Source organism: Lentilactobacillus kefiri, assembly GCF_007989105.1.
In the GTDB taxonomy this organism is placed as follows: Bacteria; Bacillota; Bacilli; order Lactobacillales; family Lactobacillaceae; genus Lentilactobacillus; species Lentilactobacillus kefiri.
In genome coordinates, this window is record NZ_BJVK01000010.1 from 30,875 (window position 1) to 56,356 (window position 25,482).

Below are 25,482 nucleotides of genomic sequence, written 5' to 3' on the forward strand. Positions count from 1 at the left end.
ATGCCAATGTGCGGATCCTTTAACTATTAAAAAATGCAAACCAAGCGAAAACTGGTTTGCACTACTCAATCATTTATCAAATGCAGGTAGATATTTAACTGTTCCAGAAACTCCGTCAAGTCCGCCATTTATCAATGGCTTTATCATGAAGACATCATCGGGAACCGGGAATGGGGGCTGAATATGATAGCTGCTTGCCTTTTTGTATTTAAACTTTGAATAGTAGTCAGGCCAGCCCGTCACACTGACAAACCGATAGCCTAGTCGAATTGCCCGATTATCCAGTTCATTGATGATTGCGGTACCGACCCCGCTCTTTTGAAAGGATGGCAGAACTGATAAAGGTGCCAAGCACAGGCCAACGTGATTCTGTTTGCCATTGACGACTTTGATTTCACTCAGCAGGCCGTGACCGACAATTTGGTTATTGTTTTCGGCAACGACTTCGAGCCGTTTCTTATATGTTTTATCTTCTCGGATCTTCTCGACCAGTTCGGACTCATCGCGGTATCCATTCGGTGTTTTTGCAAACGAAGTTCGAATTAAATCACTCACGTCAGAATAATCGCTTTGGCGAATTGTTCTAATTAACAGCATCCTAATATGCCCCCTCTGATTTGGTAATGAGATTCCTAATCCTTGTGATCTGTGTGGGTGATGTAGGTTGCTGCACCATAAGAGACAAGTAAAATGACCAATCCAACACTGACCAGTGGAACGGCAACTGTCCGGTTGCCCATAATTAAGAATATAACAGCGGCGATACACATAATCATTGAAATCAATCCCGCAAAGCCAACTATTGCCCGCATTCAATTCACCTCCAGTTAATTAGTTCATACTTCGAGTATACCCGATACAAACGGTCAAATTCAAAAATATTTTAAATCGGCCAATCCCCTGATAAAATGGCATTTTCATGAGAAAACTCTGATAAAAATTAAAAAAGGCTGTTGACAGACTCTGTGGTTGTGAGCTATAGTTCATTCAACATTTAAATACGACTAATTGATTTGGTCCGATGGATTAGAGTCATAGCTTTACAAAGAGAGTGCCTGGTTGGTGTGAGGGCATTAGAACTATGATTTGAAAGATCGAGCTCGATGAGTTCACTTTTCGAGGTGAGATGGTAGCACCCATTAACGTGCAGGCGTATCGGAAGTATTCTTCCTGTACGTTTTGAGGAGTTATTTGCGAAAATAACTCGAATTAAGGTGGTACCGCGTTAACTTAACGTCCTTTGGTTTTATAACCAAAGGGCGTTTTTTAGTCGGATTAATAAAAAATAAAAGGAGTGGTCATTATGAAGTACGGTGTAATTGGTGCAGGAGCAATGGGAGTAAGGTATGGCGTAATGTTACAAGAAAACGCCGGAGTTGATGTTGACTTCATCGATACTTGGGAACCCAACGTTGAAAAGATCCGTCAGCAAGGCGGCGTTACCGTTGCCCGTGATCACGAGAATCGACGCATCGTTCCAATTAACATTTACTACCCTGAAGAATATAAAGGTCATCCAGATGTTTGGATTATCTTCAAAAAGCAAATGCAGTTAGCTGAGGAAATGGAACGCAACAGTAAAGCCGGTATCTTCCATGATGATCAATACGTCTTTTCAGCAATGAACGGCATGGGACATTTTGAAAAAATTGAGAAGTACTTCCCTAAAGACAACATTATCTGTGGAACCGCGATGATCGCCACTCGAATGGATGGTCCGGCAGATATCGATTTCATGGGTGCCGAGGGCGACGAAGTGATGCATATGGCTCGCTACAACAATGAAAAGCCGGACGAGAAGACTCAAGCAATCTTCGATGACTTCACTAAGGCTAAATTAGGACCGGTATTCGCAGACGAATGGAAAGGCATGTGCATGTCCAAAGTTGTGTTCAACGCCGTGACGAACACATTATGTACCATGTTTGAAATGCAGATGGGCCAGTTCATCGAATACCCAGGGGTTCGAAAGATGTCCCGACAATTATTCGATGAGGCATATGATGCATGTGAGCGAGCCGGCATTTATCTCATTGCCACTCGTCAGGAACAAGTTGATTCAGTTATCACTGTAAGTAAAGAATATAAATACCATTATCCATCAATGTACCAGGACTTCTCAAAAGGCCGTCCAACCGAAGTTGATTATATCAACGGCTACATTGCCAAAATCGGCCGGGAACATGACTATGTTTGCCGAACTCACGAGTTTGTGGTTCAAGAAGTTCACATGGCAGAAATGATGCGAAAATATCACAAACCACAAACCAACGTGGCTGATAAGCGTGATGAGTCAGAAAAGGCGGGTGTTCGTGTATGAGTTTTCATTTTTCAGAACGGGTTCCAAAAAACGACAGTGATCCGGTCGGCGACATTTTAAAAGTTGCCGGTAGTCCCGACGTGATTTCCTTTGCCGGCGGATTACCAGCCCCTGAATTATTCCCTATTGATGCTTTAAAGAAAGTCACCAATGAGGTCTTTGATGAAAGTGGCCGGGAAGCATTACAATATGCCTCAGCAGTTGGTTATCCGGCTTTACGGAAACAAATTGCCAAACGTATGAACAATCAAGGAATCAAGGCGACGGTGGATAACATTATGATTACCACAGGTTCCCAGCAGTCAATCGACATCACAGCTAAAATGTTTATCAATCCTGGTGATACAGTGATTGTCGAAAAGCCAACTTACCTTTGTGCCCTTGATGTATTCCGTAGTTATGGTCCGCATATCGTTGGTGTGGAAATGGATGAAGACGGCATGAAGATGGACCAATTAGAGAAGGCCGTGAGTGAAAATCCGAACACCAAGTTTATCTATACAATTTCCAATTTCCAAAATCCAACCGGCCGGACCATGTCTGCTGAACGTCGGGAACAGATGATTGAGATTGCCAATAAACACGATATTATGATCATGGAAGACGATCCATACGGGGCAATCCGATTTGCCGGTGATGATATTGAACCGGTTAAGTTCTATGATAACGAAGAACGGGTGATTTACTTAAGCACGTTCTCCAAGATTCTGGCTCCCGGATTAAGATTAGGCTGGATCGTCATGAATAAAGACTTAATGCCAAAATACAGTGTCATGAAGCAGTCCGCCGATGTTCATTCTGATAACTTAACTCAACACATTGTGGCTAAATTCATGGAAGAATACGACATTGACGAACACGTCAGCAAGATCCGTAAAGTTTACCGTCAGCGTGAAAACGTCATGATGGCCGCCATCGAAAAGGATTTCCCAGCCGGCGTCAACTACAGTCATCCTGAAGGTGGCCTGTTCATCTGGGTTGAGGTCCCCGGTGACGTTGATACCATTCAATTATTCAATACCTGCATTAAGCATAACGTTGCCTTTGTACCAGGCGAACCATTCTATCCCGATAAGGTAACGCCTGGAACATTCAGATTAAACTATTCGAACATGTCTGAGGAACAAATTCAGACGGGAATTAAGCGTTTAGGCAGTGCCATTAAAGAAACCATTGAACAAAATGAAGCAACCAGTGTCGTTCAGCATTAATTGAACCATCCTGAAGGGAGTGGATACCAGCATTTCAATTACACAAAAAACCAACTCATTTATTAACTGACATAAAGAGGAGCTGGTATGCTCCACAGGTAAATCCTGACACATATTTATATAGAAGAAACACCAAAAATAATGATGAAATGAAATTGAAAGTTTCGGCAGGCATGCCGGAGCTTTTTTGTCATATAAGCTTCATTTAAGTTCTCTCAAGTACACTGTTTCCATAAATCAATCATGAATGGAGGATTCAATATGGATATTTTAAAAATGGATGCAACTGAATACTGGGAAGACTTTATGAGCCGAAGTAAGGTCCACCCCAGTAATTATGAAACTTGGTCGTTTGCTGATCGCCCAAACTCAATGGATATGCTGGCGGATATGATCATTCAGAAAAGGAAAACTGCCTATACTTTCTGGCTTGATTTCTATGATGCGGACCAGGTTGTGCCCAAAGTCGGTGATTATCGGATGGTATTGCGAAAAAATGGTGATCCGGTTTGTATCATTCAGCTGAAAGTGGTGGAAATTGTCCCGTTTAAATGGGTTTCACAGGAGCATGCATACTTGGAAGGCGAGGGTAACCGTTCCTTAAAGTATTGGCGGCAGCTGCATAAGCAACTCTTCCGCAAACAGGCAAAACGGCAAGGAAAGTCATTTTCATTGGAAAGCCCCTGCATTTGCGAAGACTTTGAAGTTGTTGACACCCCACAAATTTGATTGCCAGTGCGCGATGCTAAATGGTAGTATGTTAATTGCGAGCTAATTCGACTTCTACCAATTTTGGAGGCATCATCGTGAATTCCACAGTCAATCATCAAAACGATCGGTCAAAGAACCATCCTTTTTTAGTCATTACCGTCGTTGCCTTCATGACATTCATGGGTGTTTTAACTGAAACCTCAATGAACGTTACTTTTCCAACGCTGATGAAGCAATTTAATATTTCTCTGTCAACGGTGCAGTGGGTGACCACCGGCTACTTGCTGATGGTGGCTTTGCTGACCATTACATCGGCATACTTGAAACGGCGATTTACCAACAAACAGTTATTTGTATCGGCAGCGCTATTATTTATCACCGGCGATATTATGTGTGGATTGGCACCGAGTTATTGGGTTCTATTGGTTGGCCGACTGATTCAAGCTGGCTGTGTTGGCCTGACGGGACCGCTGATGAACAACATTATTTTGGAGATTGTCCCCGTTCATAAATTAGGAACGTATATGGGAATGGCCAACTTGATTGTTTTGGTTGCGCCAGCCTTGGGACCAACATTTGGTGGTGCCGTCGTTTCATTTGCCAGCTGGCGGATGATTTTCTGGATTACCGTCCCAATTACTGTGATTTTGCTGGTCCTGGGTCTGTTTATCATTAAGCAGTACAGCTCAACTGAGCACTACGAGTTTGATTGGGTTCGGTTCGGTGTGCTTGCCTTGGGGATGATCACCCTGCTGCTGGGCTTCAACATCATGGGTCAGCCAGGGGTGTTGGTTAAATTTATCAGCTATATGCTGGTCAGTGCGGCCTTGTTCACAACATTCGGCTGGCTGTCAAAGCGCAGCCACAAAGCATTGTTTAAGCTTTCCGTTTTCAAACGGCCGGTGTTTTTATTCAGCTTTCTACCCTATGTATTCCTTCAGTACGCCAATATCGGTATTAATTTTATGCTGCCAAGCTATGTTCAAATGGTTAACGGGGCAGCTGCAGTTATTGGTGGCCTGATATTGTTACCTGGAAGTATTTTCAATGGTTTGGGCCAGCCAATCTATGGTTGGATGCTGGACAGGTTCGGTGGCAAATTGCCGCTTTATCTCGGTAACTCACTGTTTCTGGTGCCAATTGTGGTCATGATGATCATGGGTCAAGAGATGTCCGTTCTGATCATTACGATTTTGTATACGATATTTGCAACTGGCCGTTCGATGGCTTTCGGCAACAGTATGGCATATGGCTTGAAGCATTTGCCAAGGGATGAGCAAAAAGATGCCAATGCGATTTATGGAACTGGCAACATGCTTGCGGGATCGCTTGGAACAACCATCATTGCGGCATTGATGACGTCCGTTCATATTGCCAGCTTTTCCCACGTCCAAAACATCGTCGCCGGTAGTCGAATGGCATTTGGAATGCTGGCATTGCTCGGTGTGATTAACTTTTTCCTGTTTAGGAGATTGTTTAAGAGTAGTAAGTAATGACACCTGATTGTTTCAGAGCAGACATAAAAGAGGCACCCTAAAATCTGTAATCAGATTTTGGATGCCATTTTTGTTACTATGCTAATTCTCATCAATCTGGCCTTCTTAACTCGATTTGTTGAGTAGATGCTTCGCTAATAAAATGTTCATCGTGATCAATTAGAATTAACGAAGGTTGGGATTCTTTAATCAGGTTGATCAATTGTTCTCTGGCACTGATGTCCAAATAATTTGTCGGTTCGTCCCAGATTAGTAAGGTGTGAGGCTGTGTTAGTGTATAAGCTAGTGCAGCTTTCTTTGTTTCTCCCATGCTCCATTCCTTTGGGGATGCCAACAATCTACTTCTGGAAACACCGAGTTGGTGCATAATGTTCCAGACGTTGGTTCGCTCTTCTAACCGTCCATCTGTAAAAAAGGGATTGTTTCGAACAAATGATTCAAAGCTTTGAGAGAGATAGCCGATGTTATTGGGCAATGTAACCAACTTATAACCATTGTAGTTAAGATCTACATTCTGCTGTAAGTATTGAATAAGTGTGGTTTTTCCAACGCCGTTTGGACCATAAATTGCTAAACGGCTATTTTCATGGAAATCAAGGTTGATTGGTAAGAAAAGCTTTGAACCGTTTCGGAGAATGGAAAATGAACGGAGACTGAAAAATAATTTGTTCCCAGTATTGGACTGAATGTTGGTGGTCAGGTTATCTACCTGATCAATATCGCTCAGGAGTCCTTTGCGTTCTTGGGAATTTTCACTTGCTCGTCGTTTAAAGACCTTCACCCTTTTCATTAATTTCTTGGCTGATTTTCGACTGGAAGCATCATTACTTTCTCGCTCTTTTTGTTCCGCCCATCTTTGCTGTTGATTTGCCCGTTGATCCAGTCGCTTGATTGATTTTCTAAGTCGGATATTTTTTTCTACGGCCGAATGGTCACGGGCCTCTTTATTGGATTTCCAGTCATTGATTGACCCACTGACTAGGTCGACACTGGAACGATTTAAGGACATTACATGATCGACAAATGAATTTAAGAAGCTTTCATCATGACTAACACAAATGAAGCCGGACTTGCTGCGTAAATATTGAGCAACCAGCTTACTACCATCAATATCAAGGTGATTTGTCGGCTCATCAATTAGGGGAAATGCACCGCGGGTCATAAATCCACGTGCAAGTAGTACCCGGGTTTGTTCGCCACCACTCAGCGAGTCAAAAGGTCGCTGATCATAGCTGCTTTCAATTCCAATGTGTTCGAGCTCAATTCTTGCCTGCCATTCTTCACCACCATTACTTGTCATGACATCCATGACTGATTGTGATGAGTCTGAAGGAAATGCGGGGAAATAGGTAAAATGAATATTTGTTTTAATAGATCCCTGATTATCCAGAGTTCCTAATAAAAGCTTGAGAAAAGTTGTTTTCCCGCGACCATTTCTACCGATCAGTCCCAAGCGCCAATGTTCATCGATGTCGGCTGAAAGGTTGTGAAAGATCGGCTCATCTGAGTCTAAATATTGATACGATAAATTTTTGATTTGAATGGTTCCCATAAGGAACATCACCTTATTTCTGTGAATAACTATTAATAATGATACAAGGACTAGCGGTTGTTAGCGAAAGGGACGGACAAAATATGCTATTTAATTTTATCATAAAAGTGCCATTATATTAAATTAATATGTGAATGGTACCAAACAAATTTGTTGACTAAAAAAGCTCCGGGAGATAATTCTCTCGGAGCTTTGATAGATATTAACTTAAATCTTCAAAAAGTTCGGATCTTTATAGGCTGGATTTGGATAGTGGTAGAATCCTTCGCCGGCTTCCATACCCAGCTTGCCTTCATCAAGCAATTCCTTCAGCTTGTCGGCAAGAACTTGAGCATCTGGATCTTTATCATTCTTTGCTTGTGCCAAAGTGATGTTGTAAGCAGTTCGAATTCCAACGACATCCAAGATTGCAAATGGACCCATTGGTGCACCGGTGGCTGCCATCCAAGTCTTATCAATCATTTGTGGATCGGCAACGCCTTTGACCCAGAGCCCTTCACCGGCACTCAGTAATGGAATTAACAGTGAGTTCAGGATGTAGCCGGGTTGTTCTTTCTTCAGTTCGATTGGAATCATACCAATGTCACGAGCAAACTGAACAATTTCCTTATAAATATCAGGATCGGTCTTTGGTGATCCCATGATTTTAGCGGTATTGTTCAACCAAACCTGGTTGGCGAAGTGCATGTTCAGGAATTGTGCCGGACGGCCGGTATCTTCCATAAACATACTTGGTACCAAGGTTGATGAGTTACTGGTGAAAATGGCATCTTTTGGTGCTAATTTGGCGATCTTAGTGTAGAAGTCCTTCTTAATGTCAGGACGTTCCGGAATGGCTTCAATCACTAGGTCGGCGTTTTTGACAGCTTCAGCGAGATCCCAAGTATAGGTGATTCTTGATAGACCAGCCTCAAAGTCTTCATCAGTCGCTGCGATATCATGTTTATACATGTGGCGCAAGCTCTTGATACGCTCTTTGGCTTTGCTGATTGCATCTTCATTAATATCGTAAACAACAACGCTAAATCCCTTATAAGCTGTTTGATAAGCAATTTGGCTTCCTAAAACACCGCTACCTGCAACTGTTACATTTTTAATTGTCATAATAGAATCCCCCTTATGCATTGAAAGCGGTTACCTAATTCGCCTTAATTATAAGTGATCGGGTATCGAAAGCAATGAAATGCATTTGGAAAGTGTGACTGAAGTGCCGCAACGACTGGTTGCCGGACTGATCTTTGTGGCGGTTATTGTGATTTTTGGAAACTAATAAACGCTTCTCTTGCATTCCCCCTTGAATAAGCATATATTGACCGCGAAAACAAAGGGGGAGTTTGTTATGTTTAATTGGGAAACATTTGAACCAAGTGAGTACAGTCGGGATCCGAAACCAAGTTATGTGGATTTAACCACTAGAAGCTACGTCACTGCAAAGGGTCATGCGGCCAAGCATACGGATGACCCCGACTTCATGAGATTGGCAAAAGCGACTGCCAAAGTAGCAAAGGCAATCAGCGGTGGCCCTGACAAAGGCATTCCAGTTGAAGGCTTTAAAGAATACCGACCATATCCGGTCCAAGCAGTTTGGACAGATGCCGGGGATGGCGAGGACTTCAAGATTTGGATTAAGCAGCCATTATTTATTAATGAAAAAGACTTCGATGCCGCTCTTACTCAGATTGATTTTTCGGATTTTGATCTGGGAGAAATCAAATTTGAGCATTTGGCTGAAGGCATTGAAATTCAGACAATTAATACTGGAACGGTCACACCAGATAGTGGGGCCTTGAAAGTGTTGACCGACACGATTCAAAAGAAAGGCTTCACCCGTCTGCATGACGATCAGCATCGAGAAGTATACATTGATGGCTTGCCAGTTGACTCTAGCAAGCTGGTTTTGGTTCGTTTAGCAATTGACGCGAATGGGCAGGAGCTGCCAGGACTGGTGCATAATTAAGATCACTGAAATGAAGTCATTTCAAAAAATATTATCAATAGTAAAGCCATACCAAGCATTAATTATACCTGGTATGGCTTTTTCGTTTTTAAAATAGCAATTCATTGATGTCACATTTGAAAATCTGAATCAGTTTAACCAGATTTTCGATGTCAGGATAAGTAAGATCATTTTCCCATTGAGAAATTGCTTGCCGAGTAACACCCAGCTTTCTGGCGATTGTCAGTTGGGAGATCGAACGATTGTGCCGAATTCTTTTTAAGTTGGTTCCTAGATTAATCATAGATACCTCCAAATCATCAATAACATACTCTTATTCAATCACAATTTCATGAATTTTTTGTGAAGTTCACAAGATAGATAACATATGCAAGCAATGCTTTCTTGTTTTCAAGGACAGTTTCAATGATAATACGAATCAAACGATTCATTATTAGGTTTGGAGGTAAAATATTGCTATTATCAGAAATTGAGGCAATTAAAAGTTCAAAAACAAGCAGGAAAACGATTATCTACACTTTTATTATGATAGTGGTAACGGAACTTCTTACTTGGCAGACATATTTTCTACATTCGATTAAGGGGTACCCTCATGGACTACCGGGATCTCAAATTATTAATCCACCAACAGCTGCATTTCTCTCTTTAAATTCATCTGGTGAATTTTTGCAACTTATCATTATGCTGCTGATGCCGATTTTCTTGATTCTGATTACGCTCCAACGAAAGATTGAGATCAGTCAAGGCAAGAGCAATTATATATTTCAAACGAGGATGGGAACAGTCAATCAATATCTGATCAAGGGGCAGATTACTCAGTTTGTTATCTTTACGCTATTTTATATGGCGCTCTTTTCATTTGATCTTTTAGTGAATATTGTTCTGTTTCACAAGGGTACAAGCTTCAAAGGTGTTGAAAACTCAACCATCAACTCCCACTTATTAAATTTAGAGCTTGCCCACCCCTATTTAACTTATATTTGGTTCATCATTATTGTCAGCATAGCATTTGGAATTTATGCAGTTGTGACATACATACTGGCACTTTCCTTGAAGAAAACATTTTTGGTGTATCCAATTTCTTTGGGGCTTTGGATCATGATGTTTGCATTACCGTATAGTTCGTCATACTTTATGCAGCCATTTATTGAGTTCGATTGGAAAGAATATGGAATGTCAATGCTCAGCTATTTACTGATTTGCGGAGTTGTGATTATTGTTGGAAACTGGATTGTTCGATTACGAAGTCACAACTCATACTGCTAGCAGGCTGCAACTTGAAAGGGGAGCCAATGAAAGTTAAATTAGTCAATGTTTCTAAGAGAATTCACGGATCACCAGTTCTTCAGAACGTCTCCTACGAGTTTGATGATTCCACAATATATGGATTAACTGGTTCAAACGGTTCCGGGAAAACGATGCTAATTCGAGCAATTGCCGGGCTCTTGATCCCCACTTCCGGCGAAGTGATTATAAATGGTGATGTATTACATCAAAAGGCTGATTTCCCGGAAAGAATGGGTATTACCATTGGAAATATTGTTTTTCCTAAAGACCTTACTGGTTTTCAGAATTTGGTTGCATTATCTAAAATCAATAAAGTTGCAACGATTGAACAAATTAAAAATGCGTTTAAAAAAGTTGGGTTAAATGAAGAGGATTGGAATATCAAGGTTTCAGATTACTCCCTAGGGATGCGACAGAAATTAAGTATTGCGCAAGCAATTTTTGAGAAGCCCAAATTACTTTTGTTAGATGAACCTACGAATGGCTTGGATGAAGAAAGCACGTGGATCCTAAGAAACACACTCAAAGAAATTGCCCAAGCTGGCAGTACTGTCATTCTCGCTAGCCACGATAAGGAAGACATTGCATACTTGAGTGATGAAGTGATTCAGATAGATGGTGGAAAGATTGTTAATATAAAGTAAATCCCGAAAACCGTTGCAGGTCCCGATGCAGCGGTTTTCTTTTACCCAAATTTCATCTAATCAGCAATTTGCTTGCACATTCTCAAATTGTACGTTATAGTGTAATAGTAAAATATAACACTAGGGAGGTGTCATAATGAAGTTCGATGACAAGATTCCAATTTACTACCAGATTAAGAATTATATCTATCGTGAGATCATTGTTGGTAAGTTGGCCCCCGGCGATAAGTTGCCAGCTGTTCGCCAATTGGCCGTTGATTTGACCGTTAATGTCAATACAGTCCAGCGAGCACTCAGTGAACTGATTTCAGAAAAGATAATTGAACCCCAACGAGGCAAAGGCAACTTTGTGACTGAAGATAAGGATACAATTGAGAAACTTAAAAAAATGCTGATTACAGAACAACTTCAAGATTTGTATGAAAACCTCCACAAACTCAATGTGAGCGATGAAGAGATCGTTAATTATTTGGAAAATTATATTAATGAAAGAAAGCAGGTGCAATCATGACGAACACGATTGAAATTAAAAATTTGAATTATCGCAAGAATTATCGAAGCATCCTCGAAGACGTCAACTTGAATATTGGTGCGGGCAAGACGGTTGGTCTGCTCGGCGAGAATGGTGCTGGTAAGACAACATTAATGAGGTTGATTGCCGGTGTTGCCAAAGGCGCTTCCGGAAGTATTAGCATCGATGGCAAAGACGATGTGTCACTCAAAAAATCGTTTGTCAGTTTCAGTGAACAGCTGAACGGTTTTAGTTCCAGCATGCGGATTGATAAAATAATTCGATTCTATGAAGATGTTTATCCGGACTTTTCAACGGAGAAGTACAATCAAATGGCAGGTTTTCTCCAGATTGACGAAGGTTTGCGCTTGTCGGCCTTGTCCAAAGGGATGAAAGAGAAACTGGTTATCGGTCTGACACTTTCAAGAGATACCAAAGTGTATTTGTTAGATGAACCATTTGGTGGGATTGACAGTATGTCTCGGAAGAAGATCATCCAAAGCATCATTAAGTGGAAAAACGATGATGCAATCATTCTGGTTTCCGATCACTACGTTTCCGAAATTGCCAGTATCCTTGATGAAGTTGTGATTATCAAGGACCGCACCATTTATACGCAAAAGAGTGCCGAAGAAATTCGTTCGAAGTACGCTGAAGGAATCGAACAATACTACGAAAGTGTTTACGAAGGGAATGATATTGATGACTAGTACTTATAGCTTGTTTAAATCGCTGACGCGGCCAAAGATTCGGATGATGAACCGCATCTTGTTAATTGATGTCATTGCCATTGTATTGACGATTCTGTATCAAGTATATCGAGGAGCGTTAGGCAGTGAATCACCGGTTGCTGATACCTTATCATATGCTTTCGTTGTTGGTTTTGCAGCATTTGTCCTGCTATCGCGGAATAGTGAACACATTTTTGTGAGTGACGCTTACCGATTGATTCCGGCAAGTGACACGAAGCTTTATTCAGTGAACCTGCTGTCATCATTCATTGGAATTGTATACACGGGCATTGTCCAAGCGGTGCTGGTATTTGTTACGACAATTCCGTTTTGGAATGATGTGATGAAGTCCTTGAAGGAGATGGCTCATTACACGGCGGACAAGCCACATTTCTTTTCACAAATGATTTATACCGGGACCGGCGGATTGGTATTGGCAATTGCCGCAACGATTCTGATGTGGACATCAATCACTTTAATTCATTTAACTGGTAAGGCTTTAACTGCATTCTTACCAGACACACGACAAAAGTTCTTCAGATTCATCCTGTATGTCGTGGTTGTGGTTGCTTTCCTATATGTCTCTTCAATTGTTGCTAACCGGGTAAATGGCGTTATCGATCACTTCTTTAACCTAAACGGTGATACGATTGCGAGCCTATATTATGCAACGATTTATCTTCTTGGATTTGCGGCAGTGGAATCAGTTGGAAGTGTTTATCTGCTCAAGCATTGGGTGGAAACCGGCGACTAATTTTACTGGTTAATATGAGTAGTCATCGGCAGCCTGTCGATGACTATTTTTTGTCGGTCTGATTTAGTGATATAATCAAAATCTAAATAAAAGGAAACGGCAGGCAGTCATTTTGAGAAAACCTTGGACGATGACAACATTTTATCTTAGCTACGGATTCATGATTGTGCTCTGGTTCTTTGGCAGAGAACTGATCAACTTTATCGAGCACCACTATACGACTGGGCTTGCGAGTGACTTAACCAGTCTAGCTATCAAAGCAGTGATCATGGTAGGCCTTGGTGTGTATTGGATCACCAAAACGGATCATCAATTATGGATAACTAAACGCAAACTCTATAACGGAAACTTTCCGATGGTGTTTTGGATTGTCTTGGCGATGTTTGTCGCATACCTGGCCTTCTTGATGTATGGTGCCCATCACAGCTTCTATATTCAGTCAGATCCCCTCAAAAGCGGTGAGTTTATTAGTGTGACCGTTGGTGCCGGCTTAATTGAGGAGCTGTTATTCCGCGGCTTCTTCATGAACTTTCTGATGAAGCACTACGGGATTTTTGCTGCAAATATTGTCCAGGCAATCTTATTTCAAATTAGTCATTTTCCCTTGTATTATCTAGAGGGCTTAACAATGACTGGCTGGTTGGTTAATATCGCAAACGTGCTGCCACTGGGCTTGATCTTTGGCTGGATATTTTATCGGACCAAGAACCTCTGGCCGGGAACCATTTTGCATTGCGTTTGGGATACTGGAGTGACATTGTTTATTTAAATGACCAATCCTTGACACGATGGTCATTTCTTGGCATAATAGTAACCGTTACTATTGAGTGTACACAAAATAACCTAAAACCCATTAATTAAACAATTACGATATTTGGAGGTATGATATTACATGGCAAAGAAGTCAAAAATTGCTAAGAACAAACGTCAAGAAGCACTGATTGCAAAGTATGCGGACATTCGTCGTCAGCTGAAAAAGGAAGGTAACTACGAGGCATTAGCCAAGTTGCCAAAGGATTCCAATCCCAACAGGTTACGTCATCGTGATGAGCTGGATGGCCGTCCACGTGGATACATGCGTAAATTTGGCATGTCACGGCTTAACTTCCGGAAGTATGCCCATCTTGGTCAAATTCCTGGTGTTCACAAGGCTAGTTGGTAATTCTTGATTTAACAAAGGAGTGATCAACTTGGAAAAACAGGATTTAGCGAGTGCATATCGTCGCCTAAAGAGTCCCAGTATCAAGGTTCGTAAACGGGCTTTGAAGATTATTCATGAAGCAAAAGCAAACAGGCAACATAACTAAATTGTGCATAAAAGCACCCCAAATGATTATGTTTAATCATTTGAGGTGCTTTATTTTACATGAATATTACATTTTTGGAATTGAATAGTATTTCCTTGACTTAGTATGGTTATCTTTGTAAGGTAATAATAACTTAAGATATTTCGAATCTCATATAAAAGTCATGGCACCTTTGATTTGGGAATTTAAGCGCGTTTCTATGTTGCTCACGGGGAAAGAGCGAGGCGTTGCCCATGAATATTAAGCGAATAGTGTTTTCGATCATTTTTGGAATATTGAATTTAGTTGCCGGATATTTTTTGTTCAATCCAATTATGCACATTGTTTATCGCCAATTTGAGGAAGCTGATCTCTACCAAATAATTGTGGTTTTAACGATAACCCTTATTTTGGATATCGGGACGTTTCAAGAGATTGCCGATTAGTATAGAAGGCTGACATCAAGACTTGGTGTCGGCCTTTTTAATTTCTGCTTAATTTCGTTAAATGTGGCGTGGTTACTGTTGATAGTAATCTTTTTTGCCAAGCTGAGTGTTTAGCCAGACGAAAAATAAGACGACAAGGAATAGCAGGATCCACAGGCAAATGAGCGTTACAATTATGACAACAAAGCCTAAGCCGCCATGTGTGGTAGAGGATTCAAGCAAATCCCAAAGGAAACTTTTATGTTGGAATAATAACTCAAGTGGGGTTGTAATCACATTCAAGATGAACACAAAAATGAAGAAGTCATTTACAGCGTGAACAGCTTTTCTTATCATGGAAGGTCTCCTTTGTTTATCTGATATGGTTTTTATGATAACATGAATGTTTTTTGGACCAATCTTTTATCGGAGTGAATGTTGGGAACAAAAAATGATGGTTCCCAGTATTAGTGAGAGCCATCATCCAATTGCATTTAAATTTGACTTTGATTTCTGCTCCACCGTGAATTTGAAACTCCGGGTAGAATCATCAAAATAAAGAACCAAATTGTTCCTAGCAGCGGAATAAGTTCAATTAAAATCCACCAGCCACTGCGATTGGTGTCGTGCAGTCGGCGAACTCTTAGCGACCAGGTCCCAATCCAAACAATTAGTACGATCAGCTTTGCAATATCGTTAATGTACCAGTCACCCCAAGTGTAAATGGTATTCAATGAGTGGCCCATGGCCAATTCAACAATCGTGACGGCAATGCCACCTAAGATGTAGTTCAAAATAATTGGCCACCAATATTGTGATCGGTTGGCTTTTGCGTTAAATGTAAAAATGTGACTCCAAAATTCTCCGTAACTCTTGATCATAGTTGACTCCTTATTTATAAATGAGGTACCGATAAAGTATATCACTAATCCGCGGAATCATGATGAATCTATTCCTGGAATAAATGTTCCCAAATGAATGTTTACGCTCCAGCTTTGTCCCTTGGAAAGAAATTTAATAGATGTATTTCGTACTTTCATTGATGTTAATCACCAAAAATTTACATTTATAATTGAATGTGCTATATTAGAACTACAAAAAATATTGGAATATTGATGCATCGAAGCCCTCAGCAGGCAAGAACTGCTGAGGGCTTTTTTCATGGCCGAATTGTCGCCTTAAATGTATCATTTATAATGTTTGCTATTAAGCCAATGTGCAAACAAAATAGAGATGAAAGTGTCCATACAATGTTTAATTACTCCTAATAAGCCTCCTAAAAATAATACCAACAGGTAAATGAGGAGTGGCATAACGTTATCGGGTTTCATTTTTTAAAAATAATGGTATATTAGGGAATACAAATTGCTTATTTGAGGATGTGGTGCTGCATGAGGGAAAAAGTTAAGATTAATAAGTCTATCGTAAAGGGTTTACTGCTGTATGGTGGACTGATATGGTTTGTATTGATTATTGCGATTATCCCCCATTTTGGGGGAATGATGGCCCTACATGACCCTGGTGATTTTGGGATTTCGAAATACACCATTGCGGACACTTTATATTTTGCGTGGCGGTTTCCACTTACATATCTAGTAGTTTCATTGATTCACACAAAGTGGTCAGTGGCATTCCCAGTTGGTTGGTATTATTCAATGTTTGCAATCTCAATGCTGCAGGTTGTAGTGGATCTCATGCGTGGCGATTTCTTTGTTGCATGGGTAATTCTGATCGATTCACTGGCGTTTGGTGCTGCCATTTACTTTTTCTCTCTGGTTACATTGAGGATCATTCATAACAATATGTTCATCAAAAGTGACAATTATTTTGTGCGATGGTTTGGTGCTTTGAAGATGTCACTGGGTGAATACTTGCAGTGGCTGTTGGGAACGTATGTGTTGTATTTGGTAGTTAATTTATTTGTGGATTAGTTGTACAAGACTCACAAATCTGAAAGTTATAGAATTTAAATCAGGTGATTCTCAAAAATGAGAGTCATCTTTTTGTTAACTTTGTTTGATGGATCTGAAATGGAAGGATGTTCCCATTCCCTGGAATATAAAAACTGGACTGCTCAATAGCAATCCAGTTGATTTATTTCCGGTCATTATTCGTCATATTAATGGGCTTCATCCACTTATCAAAATCTTCTGCGCTGACATAACCTAGTTTAATGGCGGCAGCTTTTAACTTTGTGCCGTCTTTGTGTGCTTGTTGAGCAATTTCAGCTGCTTTGTGATAACCAATGTGAGGTGAAAGAGCGGTGACTGTCATGAGTGAATTATCGACCAACTGTTTCATCCGATCTGGGTTCACGGTAATTCCGGCAACCATTTTATCAGTAAAGTTCTGCAGGATACCAGTCAGCAATTCAACTGATTCCAGGAAAGTATTGATGATAACTGGTTTATAAACATTCATCTCAAAGTTTCCCTGACTGGCAGCCACTTCAATGGTGGTGTCATTTCCCATTACCCTAGTAGTGGCCATTGTGATGGCTTCGGCCTGGGTGGGGTTAACTTTGCCTGGCATGATTGAAGAACCGGGTTCATTGGCAGGAATGCTCAGTTCACCATAGCCGGCCCGTGGACCACTGGCTAGGAAGCGAATATCGTTGGCAATCTTCAGTAAGTCGGCTGCCAGAGTTCGGATTGCGCCGTGAGTAACGGTTAATCCGGAGTGGTTGGCCAAGCCATAGAACTTGTTTTGAGTCTTAAATGGCAGATCATATTCTGTGGCTAATTCAGTAACCATTGCCTTGGCAAAGTCTGGAGCCGTGTTCAGACCGGTACCAACAGCTGTTCCGCCGATTGGTAATTCCAGAAGGGATTTGCTGGTTTCATTAATAAATTGAAGGTCATGTGTCAGTGCACTGGCCCAACCACTGATTTCCTGACCAAATGTGATTGGCGTTGCGTCTTGAAGATGGGTCCGACCTATTTTGACGACGTTCCAATACTGTTTTTGCTTTTCTTTGAGAACCGCAATCAGGTGTTCAATTGCGGGTTTCAGCTTCAAAATACTGGTGATCGCTGAAATATTCATTGCCGTTGGAAATGTGTCATTAGAACTTTGCGAGTGGTTGACGTCATCGTTGGGAAGAATCGTCACAGAACCGTCAAGCTGACGACAGAGGTTGGCGATAACTTCGTTAACGTTCATATTGGTTTGCGTTCCGGATCCAGTTTGGTAAACGTGAAGTGGAAAGTCGGCCATCAGTTTGGGTTCATTCAATGCCAAAAGGTTTCGGCAGGCTTTCTCAATTAAGTTTGCCTTTTTTTGATCCAGTGTCTTTTGAGTACCATTAACGACTGCCGCACACAACTTGATGTTAATAAGTGTCCGGATGACTTCAACTGGCATTAGTGGGCCAGTTGGAAAGTTATGCCTGCTTCGTTCAGTTTGTGGTCCCCACAGCGCGTCCTTTGGAACTTTGACTTGTCCGAGCGTATCTTCTTCAATTCGGTATTCAGTCATGATATCCTCCTGTTAATATTCCGGCTTCCATTGAGTTTCTTGAATTGCATCGGAAACCGAACTGATTGGATTTTGATTGAGTTTCTGATCAACTGCACTTTGGGCAACTGCTTCGGCAACCGTGTCCGAGAATGCACTCAGCTTGGAAACTGGTGGCAAGACTGCTGCTCCCGGCTGATTTGGATCGACGATTCCGCCTAATGAATGGGCGGCTGCCGAGATCATTTGGTCATTCAAGACAGATGACGAACTTGCGATTGCCCCCAGACCCAATCCAGGGTAGATTAAGGCATTATTTGCCTGGCCGATTTGGTAATCGATGCCATTGTATTGAACGACATCAGAAGGAACCCCGGTGGCAATCAATCCCTTGCCATTGGTCCATTTAATCAAATCTTCGGCAGTTGCTTCCAGCAGCTTGGTTGGATTGGAAATTGGGAAGATGATCGGTCTTTCTGTGTGGGCAGCCATTTCTTTCACGATTTCCTCGGTGAATGCTCCTGGCTGAGTAGAGGTTCCCACCATGATAGTTGGATGGATTGCTTTAACAACGGCAGTTAAGTTGGTGAGTTCATTTGCATTCGCAAACTCACTTCGCGATCTTGCAAATGGTTTCTGTTCCTGCGTTAAATCAGGGGTGTCGTCGAACAGCAATCCCTGTTTATCTACCATGTAGAAGTGCTTCTTCGCATCCTCTGGTGACAGCCCTGCGGCAATCATTTCATTATAGATTCGCTTCGTAATTCCGGCACCAGCCGTTCCAGCACCGAAACACAGATAAGTCTGGTCGGTTAATTTTTGCTTTGAAATGTTGAGGGCACCGATGATACCAGCCAGGACAATGATTCCAGTTCCTTGAATGTCATCGTTAAAGACGAGCTGGCTGTCTTTATATTTGTTTAGGATATTTGCCGCGTTGGAGCGACCGAAATCTTCAAAATGGAGGTAGACATCAGGAAATAATTTTTCGACTGCAGCGACAAATTTATCGATATAGGCATAGTAGCGATCGCCACGAACGCGGTGCTCTTTTAATCCCAAATACAAGGGATTATCTAGCAAACTTTGGTTATTGGTTCCGGCATCAATGACAACCGGCAAGACCTGACTTGGGTCAATTCCCGCAGCGGCCGTGTAAACCATTAGTTTACCAACGGTAATATCCACGCCTTGAGTTCCCCAGTCACCGATTCCAAGAATCCCTTCACCATCTGTTACACACAATAGACGGATGTCACGATCTTCAGCAGCGTTCTTGAGACTTTCTTCGATTGTGTCTGGATTTTCGATTGAAAGAAAGGCGGCATTTTGAGGTTGGATAAATAGCTCACTGTAGTTTTCGACAGTGGTGGCAATCGTCGGATCATAGACAATTGGCATGAATTCGGCAACATGTTGCGAAAACACCTTAAAAAACAGGGTTCGGTTCTCATTAAAAATGCTCATAAGCAGGGAACGCTTCTCAAGTGCCGATGATTGGCTTTGGTACTGTTGATAAACTTGGTCAGCCTGTTCATCTATAGTTTGTACTTTTGGCGGCAGCATGCCGACAATTCCGAGCTGCTGACGCTCAGACTTGGTAAAGCCAGTCCCCTTGTTTTTGAATGGGTCGTTTAAAATTGAGTTTGTCATTGAGTGATTGTCCTTCCTTAAAATGCCCGTTATTTATAAAGATATCATAACTCAAAAAATGATGGGCATAAAGCTGAAAACGCGACTTGGTAGGATTTCTTTGAAAGTTTGATGGGCTTATTTGCAAAATGACTTTGACATCAACTGTTTTATGGGGTATATTATAGTCAAATTTTAATCATTTTATAATCTAATTCAAATATAGGTAGGTGCGCTGATGAAAAAGATTTTGGCTTACAATATTTTGGGGTATGAAAAGGAATTTGTGTTGGAATGGGCTGCAGAACATCCAGATGTAAAGGTTGATTTCAACTCGATTGAACTGCACGACGACACCGTTGAACTTGCCAAGGGCTACGATGGGATTGACTATCGACAACGCAGTAAGCTTAGTGAGACGCCTGATTTATATCAAAAGCTCCATAGTTATGGCATCACTCAGTTGGCATTGCGATCAGCTGGAGTGGATTCATGTAATTTAAAGTGGGCGAAGGAAAATGGCTTGACGATCACCAATGTTCCGTCATATTCACCGGAAGCCGTTGCTGAAATGACATTGACCCACGCATTAAATCTGGTCCGCCACATTCCCCAATTTCAATCTCGAATTGCCAAAGACGATTACATTGTTGAAGGTCTTCGTTCACGCGAGCTTTCAGAAATGACTGTCGGTATCATTGGCGTTGGCCGAATCGGCAGCACAGTCGCCAAAATCTTCAAGCGGTTTGGCGCACGGGTCCTTGGAAACGATATAAAGGAAAACGACAAGTTCCGTGACGTGGTTGAGTACACGTCCAAAGAAGATATCTTCAAGAATGCCGATATTATCACGATGCACACATACATGAGTGATGATAATTATCACCTGATTGGCAAGGAACAGTTCAAGCAAATGAAGTCTTCAGCATTCTTCATTAACTGTTCAAGGGGACCAATTGTGGATACTGACGCGTTGATAGAAGCGTTGGAAAATCAAGAAATTGCCGGCGCTGGGATTGACGTGATTGAGAATGAAACAGAAATTTTCAATCAATCATTTGATGGGGAAATTCCGTTGAAGGCTTATACCAAGCTAAAAGCAATGGACAACGTTTTCTTAACACCCCATGTCGCCTTTTATACCGATATTGCCGTTCGAAACATGGTCAAACAGTCACTTGATGACACCCTCAAATTGATTAGCGGGTAATCAACTGGCCATACTATCAACGTCTAATAAGCATAAAAAAGGATAAAATAAAACAATCTAAGATGGATCCAGCCATAATGGCGTTTCATCTTAGATTGTTTTTTATTTGTATTATTTGAAAAATTATTGTTTGCTCTTAATTTCTTCGTAGCCTTCCAAATAGTTGGCATATCTGGCGAGGGCAAAGAGATAATCTGAAAGCCGGTTGAGGTATTCAAAGATCTCATCATTCAGTGGCTGCTGCTTATCGTTTAGTTCAATGACCATCCGCTCTGCACGTCTTGCTAATGAGCGGGCATATTGGAGAGCAGCTCCGGCTTGATTACCACCTGGCAATATAAATGCTTTAATCGCAGGAAGCTTAGCCATGATTTCGTCAATTTCAGCTTCGAGCTTTTTGGTGTCATCAAAAGTAATATTGTGATGGCGTTTAACGGTGATGTCCGCTTGAAGCTCATAGAGATTCCGTTGAACCGTTTGGATGCCAGGGGCAAGCTGACGGCTCTTTGGAGACAGAACAGAGACAACGTAGCCCAACCATGAATCCAGTTCGTCTAATGAACCCAGCGCTTCGATTTGGAGATCATATTTGGGAACCATCTTTCCTGTAACCTGCTTGGTTTTACCATGATCACCGACTTTGGTATAGATCTTTAACATGTTTTTACCTCCGAAATATATGTAATGAAAAAGGTCAGAGGCAAAATGTGTTTTGTCCTGACCTCATTCCGTGCAAATGATTATTTTTAACTTGATCCTTCGATGGGGGACGAAAAACCAAGGTGAAACACTTGGTTTGGTGGTAACTGATCTGCTAGGTTTTGTTTTGGTTCACTTTTACCTAGCTGAAACGTGTTCCGACGGGCCTGACGCTAACTTCTAAGCCAACTTTGGCTAAAACCCAAGTTCAGGGTTTCAACCAAAGTTATCTTAGAAACCGCGTCAACCAGCCCTCGTCACACTCTATTTTACCGGGCATGCTCCACCTATACAATCAGTCTGATCTACCAACTCGACACCCTTCTTATCATGGTTGCCGTTTTGCTTTGCGAAGACTGTTGCGACATCGCCATGGATTTCCATAACTTTGTCTTCGTAAGTCTTCTCATCAATTGGTTCCTTAGGAGCTTGTTTGAATTCATTTCCAACGTAAGGAAGCAATGATGTTGACTTGGTTGTGAAGCGGTATTGTCTCATCAATGGGGCAATTTGGTCACCTTCATTTGGTTGGAAGGTAACGGTACAACTAACCGCGTTGTCTGACCAGTAAGTCTGCAGGAAGGCTTGTGTTGCGAACTGTTCTGCAATCGAAACATTACCAGCTGAGGCGAAGTTCTTGCTGTCAGCGTGTGATGCGCGGATTGGGAATTCTGCAACCATTGTGCTCTTGGTGTAAACATCTGGTTCAACATGATAGCCACATGCCTTCAAAGCTGGAAGTAATGGATCTGAATCTTGGAAACGAATTCGTTGAATTAAATAACCTGCATAGTGGAAATGCATACCTTCAGAAACACCGGCTAATTTAGCAACAGTCCCTGATGGCTTAACAGTGGTGTGCTTGATTGATGGCTTGCATCCAAGTGTCTTGGAGTAGTTTTTATCAGCAGCTACAACCGCTTTGTAAAGACCATCGACTTCTTTAACAACTCGTGGGTCGTAAATTGGCTTCTTGATGGCTTCACCAGTTTCAGGATCAGTTGCATCTTCGTAACCAGTTACAACTCGGTTGCCAAACTTGGCAAGGATCCAGTCTTGGATACCTGACATTGAAATACCGATCCGACGGTTGTTTTCAATGACGTTACGTGAAACTTCCCAATCGTAGTTACTGAATGTAACCCGCTTTGAGAAACGAGTTCCCAAAGTAAATGCTTCGTCTAAGTCCCAACCTTGTTGGCTGGCAACATAAGGGAAGACTTCAAACAAGTTACATGGTTCACCGTTGGCTAATGAAATTTCACCACATGGGTTGGTTCCTTCAACGTTACCATCGATGTCTTTTTGCTTGCCATCAATTTTACGGCCGTAGTTCTTGGAAAGCTCCAAGTTAACAATTCCTGGTTCACCATTGTGTTGGATTGAATCAGCAACCGGACCGTAATTGTCAAATTCTGAATCAACGGCAACACTGTTGTTTGATGCCCAACGGTGATGGTAAAGCTTGTCTTTGTCCTGTTTCATTGTAATGAAGTCTTCATCGTCAGCTGAGCCTAAAGCTAATTCAGCTGAACGACGAACGTTTCCGGCAACAACAGTTTTACCAATTAAGTTACCAATATCAGTTGCATCAACGGATGACAAATGGCGGCCAACTCGTGAGTTCAGTAAATCGTTGATGTCGATTAACATTTCAATTAATGGCATTGGACCTGAGGCAGTTCCACCGAAGCCCTTGATCTTGGCACCTTTTTCACGGATGTCACTCATATCAAGAACAAGATCAGTCTTGCCATCAGCGTTGGTCCCGTTAAAGTGCATATCAATCAAATGAGCGTTGGCAATAACCCAACCTTCACGAGTATCTGGAAGACGGTAGTAACGAACGTCTTTGATTGAATGGTTCTTCAACCATTCATCTTTATCCATGGCACCCATATCAAGTGAATCTTTGTATGATTTACTGTTTTTATCAATGATTACCTTTAAGTCGATCTTGTTATCAACTAAAGGAATCTTGTGGATATTATTTTTAGTGACAGAAAAACCAACACCGCCGCCCTTCATCAATTGGTCGAACATGAATGAGTAAGGCATTGAAACGGCAGGAGTCTCTGGTTGAAGATACTCTGGCAAAATGTGGCTGTGACCGTATGATTGTGGACGCACAGCAATAAACCAACAGTTGTTTAAGGCATCACCGTTGCGATCCTGGTAGCTGGTACCTGAGATCCAAAGGTTACGTCCTGAAGGAGTAGCTGAGAGGCCATAAATCAATTTATAGAGCTTCTTAGCTTCTTCAGTTAAGGCATCAACAACTTGTGGGTCAACGTTATCTTCGTGTAAACGAGGATCAAGGTTAATATTACCTTCAACAACTCGCTTAACAGTTTCGTCCCAGTTTTCGGTACGGCCTTTTTCTGGAATCCAACGTGCATAAGTTCGTTTGTAGGTAACCCAGCCTAATTCGCCCCAGTGTGGTGTAACTTCTTCTTTAACTTTGTTTATAAATTCATCAGATAGTGAAACTGATGAAAGTTTCATAGCTTGCATAATCGTTCCTCCTATGTACATTATAATCGCATTTCTCTCGAATTGCTTGAACTGATACTATATATAGTATATCCAACTGACCTAAGAAGCAATATATTGTGTATTCCCAGGATTTGCTTGTACCGTGCATAATCGCATGAAGTCGGGGATTTAAAGAATTAAAAATTTTTTTGATCACACTGAGAGGTACATGACGGATAACAAATAGTTGTGTTGATTGCACCAGAAATTGCCCATATCTAGTCAATATGTCGGGGTATTGTTTTCTACCGGACCACATTATGTGCCGTCACGAAAACGATTTGTCACGTAAAAACAACGGATCGGTGTTTTTTCAATAAAATTCGTGTTTAGGCATTATTTTATGGATAAAGTTAACAAAATAGAGTATTATCATATTCATAGACGAACAATAATCCGATAAGACATCATATCATTTCTAATTAATTCGTAAAATTCGTTATTTTCATACTTTTCTTTCTATATATAGGGGCTGGAGGACAACAATGCAGAAACAATATGAATTAACCATTGGTAAATTAAAGCGGACATTACCAATTATCCCGATTACCGATACAGCAGCAATCGCTTCGTTTGTCTTGCTTGGGGACGCGGAATTGACCCGGTATGCCGCAAAAGAGTTGGCCAAGCGGATTAATATTCCCTTTGACTATTTGGTGACTTTGGAAAGCAAGGGCATTCCATTGGCCCAGGAATTGAGCTTGATTACCCATCATCCACGATACTTTGTGTTGCGAAAAAGCGTGAAGGCTTATATGAGAAATCCAATCGCCATTGGCATGCGTTCAATTACCACTGATTACCATCAGAAGCTGGTATTGGATGGATGTGATGCAGAAGAACTTCGTGGTAAGCGGGTCATTATTGTTGACGACGTGATCAGTACCGGCGGATCATTGGCATCTGCAGAGCATCTACTTACAAAAGTCGGCGCAAATGTGGTTCAACGCTGCTCAATTTTGGCTGAGGGCCCCGCAGCAAACCGGGATGATTGTGTATTCTTGAATACCCTGCCAATTTTTGCTGTGAAGAATGCCTAGTCATTTTAGAACTTCATCTGTATAA

General features: G+C 41.5%; 28 protein-coding genes. 17 read left to right on the forward strand and 11 right to left on the reverse strand.

The window, feature by feature from the left end; translation table 11 throughout:
* Positions 1-69: 69 nt before the first annotated feature.
* Together LKE01_RS05190 and LKE01_RS05195 are read right to left on the reverse strand one after the other, a co-directional pair.
* Positions 70-597: a GNAT family N-acetyltransferase gene (locus LKE01_RS05190; protein WP_179286805.1), complete on the reverse strand. Its 528-nt coding sequence runs from the start codon at positions 595-597 to the stop codon at positions 70-72.
* Between the two features lie 35 nt (positions 598-632).
* Complete coding sequence (locus tag LKE01_RS05195; RefSeq protein WP_054769074.1) at positions 633-812, reverse strand: hypothetical protein; 180 nt, start codon at positions 810-812, stop codon at positions 633-635.
* Between the two features lie 491 nt (positions 813-1,303).
* Here LKE01_RS05195 and LKE01_RS05200 point away from each other — a divergent pair, with 491 nt between their 5' ends.
* From LKE01_RS05200 to LKE01_RS05215, 4 genes are all read left to right on the forward strand, one after another.
* Positions 1,304-2,320 carry a ketopantoate reductase family protein gene (locus LKE01_RS05200; protein ID WP_056981042.1) on the forward strand — a complete coding sequence of 339 codons (1,017 nt, stop codon included), beginning with the start codon at positions 1,304-1,306 and terminating at the stop codon, positions 2,318-2,320.
* Entirely contained in the window at positions 2,317-3,531 is a 1,215-nt protein-coding gene (locus LKE01_RS05205) for an aminotransferase-like domain-containing protein (RefSeq protein WP_056981040.1), read from the forward strand. Before LKE01_RS05200 ends, LKE01_RS05205 begins: the two co-directional genes overlap by 4 nt.
* A 261-nt stretch (positions 3,532-3,792) precedes the next feature.
* Positions 3,793-4,260, forward strand: coding sequence for an ASCH domain-containing protein (locus LKE01_RS05210; RefSeq protein ID WP_056981038.1), 468 nt, complete (start codon positions 3,793-3,795; stop codon positions 4,258-4,260).
* Positions 4,261-4,337: 77 nt separating this feature from the next.
* Positions 4,338-5,735, forward strand: a complete 1,398-nt coding sequence (locus tag LKE01_RS05215; RefSeq protein WP_146979216.1) for an MFS transporter — start codon at positions 4,338-4,340, stop codon at positions 5,733-5,735.
* Between the two features lie 94 nt (positions 5,736-5,829).
* Here the strand turns inward: LKE01_RS05215 and LKE01_RS05220 are convergent, their stop codons facing one another.
* On the reverse strand, positions 5,830-7,290 hold the full coding sequence (locus tag LKE01_RS05220) for an ATP-binding cassette domain-containing protein (RefSeq protein WP_054769073.1): 1,461 nt from the start codon (positions 7,288-7,290) through the stop codon (positions 5,830-5,832).
* Positions 7,291-7,497: 207 nt separating this feature from the next.
* On the reverse strand, positions 7,498-8,394 hold the full coding sequence (locus LKE01_RS05225; protein WP_056981034.1) for a 3-hydroxyacyl-CoA dehydrogenase: 897 nt from the start codon (positions 8,392-8,394) through the stop codon (positions 7,498-7,500).
* A 235-nt stretch (positions 8,395-8,629) separates the two neighbouring features.
* Between LKE01_RS05225 and LKE01_RS05230 the strand changes: the two genes are divergently transcribed.
* Positions 8,630-9,247: a hypothetical protein gene (locus tag LKE01_RS05230; RefSeq protein WP_054769071.1), complete on the forward strand. Its 618-nt coding sequence runs from the start codon at positions 8,630-8,632 to the stop codon at positions 9,245-9,247.
* Between the two features lie 88 nt (positions 9,248-9,335).
* On the opposite strand, the gene LKE01_RS05235 is transcribed toward LKE01_RS05230, so the two are convergent.
* Entirely contained in the window at positions 9,336-9,530 is a 195-nt protein-coding gene (locus LKE01_RS05235) for a helix-turn-helix domain-containing protein (protein WP_054769070.1), read from the reverse strand.
* Positions 9,531-9,652: 122 nt separating this feature from the next.
* Here LKE01_RS05235 and LKE01_RS05240 point away from each other — a divergent pair, with 122 nt between their 5' ends.
* The 9 genes from LKE01_RS05240 (at position 9,653) to LKE01_RS05280 (ending at position 14,906) form a co-directional block, all read left to right on the forward strand.
* Positions 9,653-10,513 carry a hypothetical protein gene (locus LKE01_RS05240; RefSeq protein ID WP_056981032.1) on the forward strand — a complete coding sequence of 287 codons (861 nt, stop codon included), beginning with the start codon at positions 9,653-9,655 and terminating at the stop codon, positions 10,511-10,513.
* Between the two features lie 26 nt (positions 10,514-10,539).
* Entirely contained in the window at positions 10,540-11,178 is a 639-nt protein-coding gene (locus LKE01_RS05245; RefSeq protein ID WP_056981030.1) for an ABC transporter ATP-binding protein, read from the forward strand.
* A 136-nt stretch (positions 11,179-11,314) separates the two neighbouring features.
* Positions 11,315-11,689 carry a GntR family transcriptional regulator gene (locus tag LKE01_RS05250; RefSeq protein ID WP_056981028.1) on the forward strand — a complete coding sequence of 125 codons (375 nt, stop codon included), beginning with the start codon at positions 11,315-11,317 and terminating at the stop codon, positions 11,687-11,689.
* Positions 11,686-12,399, forward strand: a complete 714-nt coding sequence (locus LKE01_RS05255) for an ATP-binding cassette domain-containing protein (protein ID WP_056981026.1) — start codon at positions 11,686-11,688, stop codon at positions 12,397-12,399. The genes LKE01_RS05250 and LKE01_RS05255 overlap by 4 nt, the downstream gene beginning before the upstream one ends.
* Positions 12,392-13,174: a hypothetical protein gene (locus LKE01_RS05260; protein WP_056981025.1), complete on the forward strand. Its 783-nt coding sequence runs from the start codon at positions 12,392-12,394 to the stop codon at positions 13,172-13,174. Before LKE01_RS05255 ends, LKE01_RS05260 begins: the two co-directional genes overlap by 8 nt.
* A 112-nt stretch (positions 13,175-13,286) precedes the next feature.
* Entirely contained in the window at positions 13,287-13,943 is a 657-nt protein-coding gene (locus LKE01_RS05265) for a CPBP family intramembrane glutamic endopeptidase (RefSeq protein WP_054769068.1), read from the forward strand.
* A 123-nt stretch (positions 13,944-14,066) separates the two neighbouring features.
* On the forward strand, positions 14,067-14,336 hold the full coding sequence (rpsN, locus tag LKE01_RS05270) for a 30S ribosomal protein S14 (RefSeq protein WP_054769067.1): 270 nt from the start codon (positions 14,067-14,069) through the stop codon (positions 14,334-14,336).
* Positions 14,337-14,364: 28 nt separating this feature from the next.
* Positions 14,365-14,481, forward strand: coding sequence for a putative metal homeostasis protein (locus LKE01_RS05275; protein ID WP_095344869.1), 117 nt, complete (start codon positions 14,365-14,367; stop codon positions 14,479-14,481).
* Between the two features lie 233 nt (positions 14,482-14,714).
* Positions 14,715-14,906, forward strand: coding sequence for a hypothetical protein (locus tag LKE01_RS05280; protein WP_179286804.1), 192 nt, complete (start codon positions 14,715-14,717; stop codon positions 14,904-14,906).
* A 72-nt stretch (positions 14,907-14,978) separates the two neighbouring features.
* Here LKE01_RS05280 and LKE01_RS05285 read toward each other — a convergent pair whose 3' ends face one another.
* Positions 14,979-15,242 carry a hypothetical protein gene (locus LKE01_RS05285; RefSeq protein ID WP_056981023.1) on the reverse strand — a complete coding sequence of 88 codons (264 nt, stop codon included), beginning with the start codon at positions 15,240-15,242 and terminating at the stop codon, positions 14,979-14,981.
* A gap of 137 nt (positions 15,243-15,379) precedes the next feature.
* Entirely contained in the window at positions 15,380-15,766 is a 387-nt protein-coding gene (locus LKE01_RS05290; protein ID WP_054769065.1) for a DUF805 domain-containing protein, read from the reverse strand.
* Between the two features lie 510 nt (positions 15,767-16,276).
* Here LKE01_RS05290 and LKE01_RS05295 point away from each other — a divergent pair.
* The gene (locus tag LKE01_RS05295; protein ID WP_054769064.1) at positions 16,277-16,816 is read left to right on the forward strand and encodes a hypothetical protein; all 540 of its coding nucleotides are present in this window, start codon (positions 16,277-16,279) and stop codon (positions 16,814-16,816) included.
* A 163-nt stretch (positions 16,817-16,979) separates the two neighbouring features.
* On the opposite strand, the gene LKE01_RS05300 is transcribed toward LKE01_RS05295, so the two are convergent.
* Together LKE01_RS05300 and LKE01_RS05305 are read right to left on the reverse strand one after the other, a co-directional pair.
* On the reverse strand, positions 16,980-18,362 hold the full coding sequence (locus LKE01_RS05300) for a class II fumarate hydratase (protein WP_056981021.1): 1,383 nt from the start codon (positions 18,360-18,362) through the stop codon (positions 16,980-16,982).
* A 12-nt stretch (positions 18,363-18,374) separates the two neighbouring features.
* Positions 18,375-19,994: a malolactic enzyme gene (locus tag LKE01_RS05305; protein WP_054769063.1), complete on the reverse strand. Its 1,620-nt coding sequence runs from the start codon at positions 19,992-19,994 to the stop codon at positions 18,375-18,377.
* A gap of 217 nt (positions 19,995-20,211) precedes the next feature.
* Between LKE01_RS05305 and LKE01_RS05310 the strand changes: the two genes are divergently transcribed.
* Positions 20,212-21,183, forward strand: a complete 972-nt coding sequence (locus tag LKE01_RS05310; RefSeq protein ID WP_054769062.1) for a D-2-hydroxyacid dehydrogenase — start codon at positions 20,212-20,214, stop codon at positions 21,181-21,183.
* A 123-nt stretch (positions 21,184-21,306) separates the two neighbouring features.
* Here LKE01_RS05310 and LKE01_RS05315 read toward each other — a convergent pair whose 3' ends face one another.
* Together LKE01_RS05315 and nrdJ are read right to left on the reverse strand one after the other, a co-directional pair.
* Positions 21,307-21,843 carry a cob(I)yrinic acid a,c-diamide adenosyltransferase gene (locus LKE01_RS05315; RefSeq protein ID WP_056981019.1) on the reverse strand — a complete coding sequence of 179 codons (537 nt, stop codon included), beginning with the start codon at positions 21,841-21,843 and terminating at the stop codon, positions 21,307-21,309.
* Positions 21,844-22,146: 303 nt separating this feature from the next.
* Entirely contained in the window at positions 22,147-24,396 is a 2,250-nt protein-coding gene (nrdJ, locus tag LKE01_RS05320) for a ribonucleoside-triphosphate reductase, adenosylcobalamin-dependent (protein ID WP_054769060.1), read from the reverse strand.
* A gap of 506 nt (positions 24,397-24,902) precedes the next feature.
* Here nrdJ and LKE01_RS05325 point away from each other — a divergent pair.
* Positions 24,903-25,457 carry a phosphoribosyltransferase family protein gene (locus LKE01_RS05325; RefSeq protein WP_054769059.1) on the forward strand — a complete coding sequence of 185 codons (555 nt, stop codon included), beginning with the start codon at positions 24,903-24,905 and terminating at the stop codon, positions 25,455-25,457.
* Positions 25,458-25,482 lie beyond the last annotated feature (25 nt).

Bases quoted from the DNA above. Each gene is read 5' to 3' on its own strand.
- LKE01_RS05285 (WP_056981023.1), bottom strand. From the start codon at position 15,242: ATGATAAGAAAAGCTGTTCACGCTGTAAATGACTTCTTCATTTTTGTG.
- LKE01_RS05295 (WP_054769064.1), top strand. From the start codon at position 16,277: ATGAGGGAAAAAGTTAAGATTAATAAGTCTATCGTAAAGGGTTTACTG.
- LKE01_RS05280 (WP_179286804.1), top strand. From the start codon at position 14,715: ATGAATATTAAGCGAATAGTGTTTTCGATCATTTTTGGAATATTGAAT.
- LKE01_RS05200 (WP_056981042.1), top strand. From the start codon at position 1,304: ATGAAGTACGGTGTAATTGGTGCAGGAGCAATGGGAGTAAGGTATGGC.
- LKE01_RS05190 (WP_179286805.1), bottom strand. From the start codon at position 597: ATGCTGTTAATTAGAACAATTCGCCAAAGCGATTATTCTGACGTGAGT.
- LKE01_RS05225 (WP_056981034.1), bottom strand. From the start codon at position 8,394: ATGACAATTAAAAATGTAACAGTTGCAGGTAGCGGTGTTTTAGGAAGC.
- LKE01_RS05255 (WP_056981026.1), top strand. From the start codon at position 11,686: ATGACGAACACGATTGAAATTAAAAATTTGAATTATCGCAAGAATTAT.
- LKE01_RS05230 (WP_054769071.1), top strand. From the start codon at position 8,630: ATGTTTAATTGGGAAACATTTGAACCAAGTGAGTACAGTCGGGATCCG.
- LKE01_RS05315 (WP_056981019.1), bottom strand. From the start codon at position 21,843: ATGTTAAAGATCTATACCAAAGTCGGTGATCATGGTAAAACCAAGCAG.
- LKE01_RS05290 (WP_054769065.1), bottom strand. From the start codon at position 15,766: ATGATCAAGAGTTACGGAGAATTTTGGAGTCACATTTTTACATTTAAC.
- LKE01_RS05300 (WP_056981021.1), bottom strand. From the start codon at position 18,362: ATGACTGAATACCGAATTGAAGAAGATACGCTCGGACAAGTCAAAGTT.
- LKE01_RS05205 (WP_056981040.1), top strand. From the start codon at position 2,317: ATGAGTTTTCATTTTTCAGAACGGGTTCCAAAAAACGACAGTGATCCG.
- LKE01_RS05310 (WP_054769062.1), top strand. From the start codon at position 20,212: ATGAAAAAGATTTTGGCTTACAATATTTTGGGGTATGAAAAGGAATTT.
- LKE01_RS05245 (WP_056981030.1), top strand. From the start codon at position 10,540: ATGAAAGTTAAATTAGTCAATGTTTCTAAGAGAATTCACGGATCACCA.
- LKE01_RS05260 (WP_056981025.1), top strand. From the start codon at position 12,392: ATGACTAGTACTTATAGCTTGTTTAAATCGCTGACGCGGCCAAAGATT.
- LKE01_RS05235 (WP_054769070.1), bottom strand. From the start codon at position 9,530: ATGATTAATCTAGGAACCAACTTAAAAAGAATTCGGCACAATCGTTCG.
- rpsN (WP_054769067.1), top strand. From the start codon at position 14,067: ATGGCAAAGAAGTCAAAAATTGCTAAGAACAAACGTCAAGAAGCACTG.
- LKE01_RS05305 (WP_054769063.1), bottom strand. From the start codon at position 19,994: ATGACAAACTCAATTTTAAACGACCCATTCAAAAACAAGGGGACTGGC.
- LKE01_RS05195 (WP_054769074.1), bottom strand. From the start codon at position 812: ATGCGGGCAATAGTTGGCTTTGCGGGATTGATTTCAATGATTATGTGT.
- nrdJ (WP_054769060.1), bottom strand. From the start codon at position 24,396: ATGCAAGCTATGAAACTTTCATCAGTTTCACTATCTGATGAATTTATA.
- LKE01_RS05240 (WP_056981032.1), top strand. From the start codon at position 9,653: ATGATAATACGAATCAAACGATTCATTATTAGGTTTGGAGGTAAAATA.
- LKE01_RS05210 (WP_056981038.1), top strand. From the start codon at position 3,793: ATGGATATTTTAAAAATGGATGCAACTGAATACTGGGAAGACTTTATG.
- LKE01_RS05325 (WP_054769059.1), top strand. From the start codon at position 24,903: ATGCAGAAACAATATGAATTAACCATTGGTAAATTAAAGCGGACATTA.
- LKE01_RS05250 (WP_056981028.1), top strand. From the start codon at position 11,315: ATGAAGTTCGATGACAAGATTCCAATTTACTACCAGATTAAGAATTAT.
- LKE01_RS05220 (WP_054769073.1), bottom strand. From the start codon at position 7,290: ATGGGAACCATTCAAATCAAAAATTTATCGTATCAATATTTAGACTCA.